This is a genomic window from uncultured Thiocystis sp. (assembly GCF_903866365.1).
Taxonomy (GTDB): domain Bacteria; phylum Pseudomonadota; class Gammaproteobacteria; order Chromatiales; family Chromatiaceae; genus Chromatium.
This window is the reverse complement of sequence record NZ_CAIPNF010000046.1, coordinates 1-8969: the sequence shown is the minus strand read 5'-3', so window position 1 is coordinate 8969 and position 8969 is coordinate 1. Positions and strand designations below refer to the sequence as shown.

General features: G+C 61.0%; 10 protein-coding genes. 6 read left to right on the top strand and 4 right to left on the bottom strand.

Annotated features, from left to right (window positions below; all coding sequences use genetic code 11):
• From QZY07_RS02720 to QZY07_RS02695, 6 genes are all read left to right on the top strand, one after another.
• Nucleotides 1-827: complex I subunit 1 family protein (locus QZY07_RS02720; RefSeq protein ID WP_295399566.1), on the top strand; the 827-nt coding region annotated here is incomplete at its 5' end.
• Nucleotides 828-830: 3 nt separating this feature from the next.
• Nucleotides 831-1463 (top strand): NADH-quinone oxidoreductase subunit B, encoded by a 633-nt coding sequence (locus tag QZY07_RS02715; RefSeq protein ID WP_295399565.1) that lies wholly within the window; start codon nucleotides 831-833, stop codon nucleotides 1461-1463.
• Entirely contained in the window at nucleotides 1463-2026 is a 564-nt protein-coding gene (locus QZY07_RS02710) for an NADH-quinone oxidoreductase subunit C (protein ID WP_295399564.1), read from the top strand. Before QZY07_RS02715 ends, QZY07_RS02710 begins: the two co-directional genes overlap by 1 nt.
• Entirely contained in the window at nucleotides 2023-3153 is a 1131-nt protein-coding gene (locus tag QZY07_RS02705) for an NADH-quinone oxidoreductase subunit D (RefSeq protein ID WP_295399563.1), read from the top strand. The genes QZY07_RS02710 and QZY07_RS02705 overlap by 4 nt, the downstream gene beginning before the upstream one ends.
• Nucleotides 3154-3268: 115 nt before the next feature.
• Nucleotides 3269-3661, top strand: coding sequence for a 4Fe-4S dicluster domain-containing protein (locus tag QZY07_RS02700; RefSeq protein WP_295399562.1), 393 nt, complete (start codon nucleotides 3269-3271; stop codon nucleotides 3659-3661).
• Complete coding sequence (locus QZY07_RS02695) at nucleotides 3662-4135, top strand: Na+/H+ antiporter subunit E (RefSeq protein WP_295399561.1); 474 nt, start codon at nucleotides 3662-3664, stop codon at nucleotides 4133-4135.
• 108 nt (nucleotides 4136-4243) lie between these two features.
• On the opposite strand, the gene QZY07_RS02690 is transcribed toward QZY07_RS02695, so the two are convergent.
• From QZY07_RS02690 to QZY07_RS02675, 4 genes are all read right to left on the bottom strand, one after another.
• Nucleotides 4244-5578, bottom strand: coding sequence for a paraquat-inducible protein A (locus tag QZY07_RS02690; RefSeq protein ID WP_295399560.1), 1335 nt, complete (start codon nucleotides 5576-5578; stop codon nucleotides 4244-4246).
• Nucleotides 5579-5670: 92 nt separating this feature from the next.
• Nucleotides 5671-6021, bottom strand: a complete 351-nt coding sequence (locus tag QZY07_RS02685) for a type II toxin-antitoxin system PemK/MazF family toxin (protein ID WP_295399559.1) — start codon at nucleotides 6019-6021, stop codon at nucleotides 5671-5673.
• Nucleotide 6022: 1 nt separating this feature from the next.
• Nucleotides 6023-6304 (bottom strand): hypothetical protein, encoded by a 282-nt coding sequence (locus QZY07_RS02680; protein ID WP_295399558.1) that lies wholly within the window; start codon nucleotides 6302-6304, stop codon nucleotides 6023-6025.
• 159 nt (nucleotides 6305-6463) lie between these two features.
• The coding region (locus tag QZY07_RS02675; protein ID WP_295399557.1) for an OB-fold nucleic acid binding domain-containing protein at nucleotides 6464-8969 on the bottom strand (2506 nt) is incomplete at its 5' end.

The window sequence follows — 8969 nt, the reverse complement described above, 5'->3', positions numbered from 1 at the left end:
TCAACGCTCGCGTCCAGCGCCGCTGGGGGCCGAGCATCTGGCAGAACTTCTTCGACAACATGAAGCTTCTGTTCAAGTCGGAGACCCTCAGTCATGGCGCCATGTTCTTCTTTGGTCCCATGATCATCATGGCGGGGGCGATCACCACGGTGCTCTTCGTCCCCTTCCTGAAGGACTCCATCTGGCTCCAGGGCTTTTCGCAATCCGGCAACCTGATCCTGATCATCTATCTGCTGGTCGTCGGCCCGCTCGGGAACGCCCTCGCCGTCGGCTCCAGCGGCAACCCCTACGGCGTGATGGGCGTGACCCGCGGTCTCACCCGGTTGATGGGGCTTGAAGTGCCGTTTTTTCTCGGTCTGTCCCTGGTAATGCTGCAACACCAGAGCGCCTCGGTGCATGTGATCATGGCCGCGCAGGACGGTATCGCCAATTGGAACCTGTTCACCAATCCGATTGCCTTCATCGTCATGCTGTTGCCCTTCATCGCCAGTCAGAACGCCTCGCCCTTCGATGTCGTCGGCGCGCCGGTCGAGGTCTATGCCGGACCGCGAGTCGAATTCGGCGGGCGGCTGCTGGGCATCCTCATGACCCAGAACATGATGATGACCGTCGCCAAGCTGGTGCTGATCGTCGATCTCTTTCTGGGCGGCGCCACGACGGTACCGATTTTGCTTGTCAAGGCGTTCGCGCTCTTTCTGTTGACCGCCATGATCAGTCTGACCTTTCCGCGCCTCAAGACCGAGCAGACGGTGGATTTTTTCTGGAAAATCCCCCTCGCGCTGGGTGTCATTGGGGTCATCGCAACCGTCTGGTTGCCCTGGAGTTAAGCGATGTATCACAAGAACGAATGCGAGGGATTTCAGTGCGAGCAGCGGATGCTGGAAGACGCCGTGGGCCAGGACAATGCTCAACAGGGCATCCTTGACCGGCTGGTCGCCTGGTTTCGTCAGCGCAGCCTGTTCGTGCTCGCCTACGGTACCGGCTGCGGGGCGATCGAGATGCGTCCGCTCATGACCAGCCGCTTCGACGCCGAACGCTTCGGGATCATCGGCGCGCCCACCCCGCGCCAGGCCGACGTGCTGGTGGTCAGCGGCTATCTCGCGATCAAGACCCTCAAGCGGGTCATCCGCAGCTACGAACAGATGCAGGAACCGAAATACGTCATCGCGCTCGGCAGTTGCGCGATCAACGGCGGGATGTACTGGGACTCCTACAACACCATCAAACAGTTGGACCAGTATCTTCCGGTCGATATGTACATCAACGGCTGCATGCCGCGGCCCGAGGCGCTGATCGAGGGCTTCGTGGCCCTGCAAAAGCGGATCAAGCGCGGCGACAAAGGCGGTTACGCGCGCTATCGCGAGAATATCGACTGGTACAAGGCCAATCAGCGCAAGGTGCTCGGCGACAACATGCCACCCGACTACACCTACGATTGGTATCACACCGGAGACCTCGCCTGATGCTGGACGCACTCCTGCCACGGCTTCAGGGCTTCGAGATCCTCGCGCAGACCCAGCGCGGCGAGCGCCTGGCCTTCCTGCGCGTCCCCAAGGCCCAGCTCTTTTCGCTGCTCGTCCTGCTCAAACAGGGACAGGGCTTCGTGACGCTCACGACCATTGCCTGCGCCGACTGGATCGAGGACGAGGTTTTCGGTCTGACCTATCTGCTCGAAACCGCCGGGCGCGACCGTGTCCTCGGGGTGCAAACGCACATCGGCCGCGAGGGCGATGACCTGGAGACCTGCATCCCGCTCTGGCCCCAAGCCGAGATTTTCGAGCGCGAACTGCACGAGATGTTCGGTATTCCCATCGTCGGCCATCCCAGCCTTGGCGATTTCATGCTGGAGGGCTGGACCCACACCCCGCCCATGCGGCGCGAGTTCGATACGCTGAAATTCGTGCAGGAGAATTATCCGATGCGCGAGGGTCGCGAGGACAATCAGGACGTTCGGGAAGCGATCCGCAAACTCAAGGAGTCCAAGAAGGCCAGCAAAGTCCAGCCGTCCGGCGGAGAGTCATCATGAACGATCCAGTCCAGGACCAGAGAGTCGCCGACGGCACCATCAAGATCTTTCACGGCCCGCAGCATCCCGGCGTCACCGGCAACATGAGCATGGAACTGGACCTCGACGGCGAAACCATCGTCAAGGCTACCACCCATGTCGGCTATCTGCATCGCGGCTTCGAGAAAATGATCGAGCGGCGCACGGCGATTCAGGCGTTCACCATCGTCTGCCGGATCTGCGTCCCCGAGCCTGACCCCAACGAAGAGAATTTCGCGCGCGGCATCGAGGAACTGGCTGGGCTGACGATCAGCGAGCGGGCCAAGTATATCCGCGTCATGGTCTTGGAGATGGCGCGACTCCAGGCCCATTATCTCTGGATGGCCGGTCAGGGCGGCTCGATCGGGCATGAAGTCGTCCCGCAATGGGCGGTCGGCGAGCGCGATTTCATCCTGGATCTGTTCGAACAACTGACCGGCGGGCGGGTGTACCACATGTACATCTATCCGGGCGGCGTCAAGCGCGACCTGCCGGATGGCTTTCTTGACCGTCTGCGCGATCTGCTCGACACGCTGGAACGTCGCCTGCCCGAATACGACCGCATCTTTTTCGACAACGCCGGGGTGAAGAAACGGCTGCAAAACGTCGGCGTGGTCAAGCGCGACGAGGCCATCGCCAACGGCTATACCGGCCCGGTGATCCGTGGCTGCGGCATCCCACGCGACGTGCGCCGGGATTCGCCCTATCTGGTCTACGATCAGCTTGAGTTCGATGTGCCCACCCAAACCGGCTGCGACGCCTATGCCCGTGCGTTGGTGCGCCGCGCCGAGATGGATCAAAGCATCCGCATCCTGAGACAGGTCGTCGACCGGATGCCGGCGGGCGAGATTCAATGCAAATTGCCCAAGCACCGCAAGTTCAAGCTCCCCCGGGGCGAGACCTTTGTGCAGACCGAATCCGCGCGCGGCGCCTTCAGCTATTACATGGCCGGCGACGACAGCGAATATCTGCGCCGGCTGCAAGTTCGCGGCCCGTCCATCGTCCATGCCTACACCCTGCTGGAACCGCTGCTGGTCGGCGCGCAGTTGTCGGATGTCGCGCTGATCATGAACTCGCTGGGGATCTGTCCGCCGGAGATCGAACGTTAAACCGGTAGGATGGGCAAAGCGCAGCATGCCCATCATTGACGCTCCGAAGTTTTGAAGATGGGCACGCTACGCTTTGCCCATCCTACGACTCCAAACACTCCAAGGTGAAATCATCATGGCCTGGAATATCGATCTAAAGGGGCTGATTCAGCCCTTCAGCGCGCTCAAGTTCAGCGTCAAGCAGCCCTACACCCTGAACTATCCCGTCGAAAAACGTCAGGATGTCGAGGGCTATCGCGGTTTTCACCTCAACACGCTCAGTCTCTGCGTGGGTTGCGGGAACTGTCAGGATATCTGCATGAACGAGGCCATCGACATGGTCGAGGCCGTGGGCGAGATTAACCCCAAGAACGCCAGCGGATTGGTGCCCCGGATCGACTACGGCCGCTGCTGCTGGTGCGGTCTCTGCACCGATGTCTGCGGCCCGGACTCGCTGCGTCTCGAAAGCGACTGCATCTATGCCAGCGAGGATGCCGGGAGTTTCCTGTACATGCCGAAGGATCAATAAATGCAACGAATTCAATGGGGTTTTGTTCTCTTCATCGTCTGGCTGGGTCTGACCAACTCATTCCATCCGCAGGAACTGCTGGCAGGGGCCATCATCTCCGCGGCCCTCGTCTGGCTGACCATTCCGGCGCGAGCCGTCAACGCGGAAAACCGGCCTTGGAGCATCATTGGACTCCTGACGTATTTCCCGGTCTTTTTAAAGGCGCTGGTCCTTGCGAACATCGATGTCGCCAGCCGGGTGCTGAACCCCAGGCTGCCAATCAACCCCGGTATCGTGCGAGTCCCAACCAAGCTGACCATTCCCTATCAACGTCTCATCCTCGCCAACAGCATCACCCTGACGCCCGGCACCATCACGCTGGAGATGGACAATCAGGACATCTACATCCACTGGATCGCGGTCGAGGATGCCGATCCCGAGCGTGCGGGCGAGACGATCAAGGGTGAGATGGAACGGGCAATTACACGGATCTGAATAGACCGTCCTGGAAGCGCCGACAGGTTATCGGCCCTGGGATTGCAGACGTTCCGTCGGCAGGCTGGGCGGGGCAGCCGACGATCAATCGGCACTGCCGAACGTGGTTTAAGCGAATTCCTTCTCCAGCATGGCCGACAACAGCAGACTTGCCAGCACGAAGGACAGAAACAGATAAAACCCCGGCTCCAGCGACGTCCCATTGGTCGTCAACAGATCCACTCCCTCGCCAACCCGCCCCAGACTGCCAAGCTGACTCGCCACCAACCCATCGAACCCGATGTACGCCATGAAGATCGCGATCACCAGCACGTCCGCCATCGACCATTTACCGGAGCGCAACGCGAAAAACCCAACCCAACCCGATCCGCGCGCCTGCCTGACATCGTAGAAATAGACATAGGTCGCGATCAGCTTAAGCGCGGGAAAAATAACGCTGAACAGGGTAATCAGCACCGCCACCAGCAGCATATCGGCGGCCCCGGTTTCCGCCAGGATCCGCACCACATCGAAGATGCTCTTGCTCTGGAAATACAGTACCTGATTCGTAAAAACGAGAGGCTCGCCCAGAAATTCCAGACGCAATTCGCCGATCCGGGCATCGATCTCGATCATCGGCGTGAGCAGACCGCCCACGAGCAGGATCAGAATCGCCCCGGTCAGCAGCAGAAGTTTGAAGGAATCGAATCCCCCCCTGCCCCGCCGCGATCCGACCGTCAGGTCGGTATCCTTGGCGACGCGCGCCGACCCGCTCAGGCAGACCAAAAACAACCCCGCCACCAGAGCCGCCAACCCCGCGAGTTGCTGAAGCATCGGCAACCGCGCCGCCTCGATCCGTGTCTCCAGTTTCGCTGAACAAGCCGTTGAATCGACGCAACCCTGACGCACGAACACCGCCTCCAGACGCGCGCGGTCGGTTCGGGCAAAGGTCGAATCGGCCGATTGGCGCAGCAAACCAAGCACCTGCGTCTTGATCTCCTCTTTCGCCGCAGGCTTGCCGAGTTGCTCGACCACCGCATCGGCGTATTGCGGGATCTTCTTGCGCAACTTCCTGAAATCGATCAGCAGATCCTGAACGCCCTGCTGCAGCACACCCTGAAGCTGATCCATCCAGGTACCGCCGCCGCTCAGGTTCCGCTGACGCAGATAGCGCTCGATCTCGACCAGCATGGTTTCGAGCACCTGCTCCACGGCCTTCTTGATGCGTGGCCGATTCTCCGCCGTCAGCTCGAATTCGCTCACCCGGCGCTCGACGATGGCCGAGATTTTCGACACCCATTGATCGGCATCCAGCAGGCCATACCGAACGCTCTCGATCTCGGCAAGATCGGTCTTGAGGGTCTTGACCCGGTTCAGATCGCCGATCAGATGCACCAGCAGGGCGACCGCCGCACTGAAGAGGAAAATGGCGAACAGGCGTTTGACGATGAAAAATCCCGACATGTAGACATCCTTCGTGACATTGCAACCATCCACGGCGCTCGGCGATGCGCGGTTTAGGCGCTTGGAAGACGAAGACCCGAGGGAACCTCAGTCTATAGCAGCAGATCCGCACCGATCAGAGGAATCAGGCGCGCCAGAACATCCATCATCAGTCCGTGCTCACCCTCGACGGCCTTTTTGACCTGGCGCGCTTTCCAGTCCATGGTGTGAATCAGGTTGGCCGCCACGACGCATGGCTGGTCGAGGTTATGCACGGGTACCTCGGTTGGCGCGCCGCGAATGCTGGTGCTGATCGGGCAGCAGATCAGCAGTCCGGTTTGTTGGTGATAGGCTTGGCTGGAGAGCACCAGGGCCGGCCGGTACTTGCCAATTTCTCGGCCTTTGGGAGGCTCGAAATCGAGCCAGACAATGTCGTTGCGGGCAGGGATGTAAGCGGCGGCCACTTTAATGATCGTGCTCGGAGACGATGAGGGTCGGCAGCTCATCGGCATGGGCCGTGTAAGGGGTGAGGCCATCGAGGAGCGTGGCTTCGGTGAAGGGTAGCGGGTGGCGACGCTCCGTGGGCTGACGGCGGATCAGCAGTCCTTCTTCGGTGATCTCGATCATGACCTTGGCACCTCGTTTCAAGTTGGCTAGCTCGCTGACGGGGCGGGTAATCCGCAGGCCGAGGCTGTTGCCCCACGGCTGGACAACACCCTCAAAACGGACAGGGGACGATGCACTCATGTCATCACCTCATCGGGGTCGCATTGGCTGGCAAGTATAGCCATTGTAGTTACAAAGCCAAGCATGAGCCTTGCTGCTCGACGACTTGGAGCGCTTGCGCGCCGAGGCACCGCCACGCAGTCATCGGCTGAAAATCTGACCATTTTTCAGGAAACCACCTTAAACGGACGCGAGACGACGCATCTGCGTCTCCGGCATCGGCGCGGAAAGCAGGATCCGCTCATAGGAAACCTTCACCGCATCCGACCCGAGGAGTTGCCGCAATCGCTTCAGCAAGGCATCCGCCGGCTGCACGCGCCAGGCATTGCCCAGCACCAGATCGCCGACCGCGCCGGGCCGGCGATACCGCAGACGCACCGGCAGATCGCCATCGTGGAAGGCGGCAAGCGCCTCCCGCAGCGACTCGATCCGCGCGGCGCCCTGGGCATAATCCGCCGGGTCCGAGAGATCCAGGATCAGGGCCAGATGATCCGCCGCCGACTCCCGCGCCTGCTCGAAGGTGCGCACGGCGTCGGCGCGCAACGTCCAGGCATCGCGAAACTCGTCGAAATTCAAGCTCCCGGCGATGCTCAGGAGTTGATCCGGAACCAGCAGATTGCGGAACTGATCGTAAAGCTCGGAGAAGACGGTCGCCTCGATGCGCCCGGTGCGGTCATCGAGCAGCACCGAGCCCATGCGCCCGCGCGGGGTCTTGCCATGACGCACGCTGACCACCAGACCCACCACGGTACGCTTCTCGCGATCGCGCCGATCCCGCCGCCCCAACTCCCGGTCGGTCTCCAGCAGTCGGGCGATGCGGGCGCCGCCCATCGCCTTGAGCTCGGCCTCGTAACGGTCGATGGGGTGACCGGTCAGATAGAGCCCAAGCGTCTCTTTCTCGCCCTGGAGTCGTTGCTCGTCCTCCCAATCGGCGTGGATCTCGCTCGCCAACTGCGGATCCAGCGGAGGCGCGGCGGTCGGCTCCAGCGCGCCGAAGAGATCCGTCTGCCCCGCGGCCTGGGTGGCGTTGTGCTGCTCGGCGGTCTTGAGCGCCAGGGGCAGTTGCGCCATCAGGGTCGCGCGATTGGGACCGAGTCCGTCCAACGCGCCGGCGCGAACCAACGCCTCCAGCACGCGCCGGTTGACCTTGTGCAGGTCGATCCGACGACAGAAATCCCAGAGGTCGCGGAAATCCCCGCCCGCCGCGCGCACCTCCAGGATGGATTCGATCGTCGCCTCGCCAACCCCTTTGATCGCGCCCATGCCGTAAATGACGGTCCCCGCGTCGGCGATGGTGAAACGGTACGCGGAACGATTGATGGTTGGCGGCTCGACCCGGAGCTTCATCGCCCGGCACTCGTCGATCAGGGTCACCACCTTGTCGGTGTTGTCCATGTCGGCGGAGAGCACGGCCGCCATGAAAGCCGCCGGATAGTGGGCCTTGAGCCAGAGGGTTTGGTAGCTGACCAGGGCGTAGGCGGCGGAGTGGGAGTTAGAGCAACACAGACCCGACGCAAGCAGAAAATTGTGTTCGGGATGGTCTACTTCGAGATCGTAACCTTGATGCCATCCCACGAAAGTGGCTCGTACAGGCTGCCGAAACACCAAACGCCTTGCCAACTCGCCTTGTCCCTGTTCTCGAACAGCGGGATCCGTCCCCCACACGCGCTCATTCGTTTGCAGGATTTTCCAGAGCGGAACTTGCCCGTCATCGGTCAGCCATTTGTGATCGAGGGTGCATTGCTCGCTTGTACCATCGTCGAATTCCACTAACCATAAAGGAACTTGCCCATGATCATGCAGAGCAAGCACGGTGGATTGCACAAGACTGCCATCGGGATTCATGCTAAAAACAACATCGCCAGATCGGCAGTCTTCGATGTGTTTATCGCTGGTTAGCGTGCGGATTTTTGTGAGACGGCGTAGGGTCTTATTAAATCCATACCCCGCAAATTTATCCATTAAATCAAAGATATACGTCGCAACCGACGCATCGATCCCGCGCGCGACCGAACCCTGCTCGAAGATCGCCCGCTGCTTGTCCATCTCGGATGCCTTCTTTTTTCCCATGGCGCGCCTAAGTAAATCCGCCCCGCCCAGCGAATACCCCGCCAGCACCTGCGCGATCTGCATCACCTGCTCCTGATAGAGGATGATGCCGTAGGTCGGTTTGAGGACGGGCTCCAGGTCCGGATGCGGATAGGCGACGTCGGCGCGCCCGTGCTTGCGGTTGATGAAGTCGTCGACCATGCCCGATTGCAGCGGACCGGGTCGGAACAGCGCGACCAGCGCGGTGATGTCGCCGAAGTTGTCGGGCTGGAGCTTCTTGATCAGCTCTTTCATGCCGCGCGATTCGAGCTGAAACACGGCGGTGGTCTGACACTGTTTGAGCAGGTTGAAGGCGCGTTCGTCGTGCGCGTCGATACGGTCGATCTCGACCGGCGGCTCGCCCTGGGCCAGGCGGATGGGGTTGATGGTCTTGAGCGCCCAGTCGATGATGGTGAGCGTGCGCAGTCCCAGAAAGTCGAACTTGACCAGACCGACTTGCTCGACGTCGTCCTTGTCGAACTGGGTGACCAGATTCGCCCCGCCCGGCTCGCAGTAGAGCGGCGCGAAGTCGGTCAGCTTGGTGGGCGCAATGACGACGCCGCCGGCATGCTTGCCGGCGTTGCGGGCCAACCCCTCC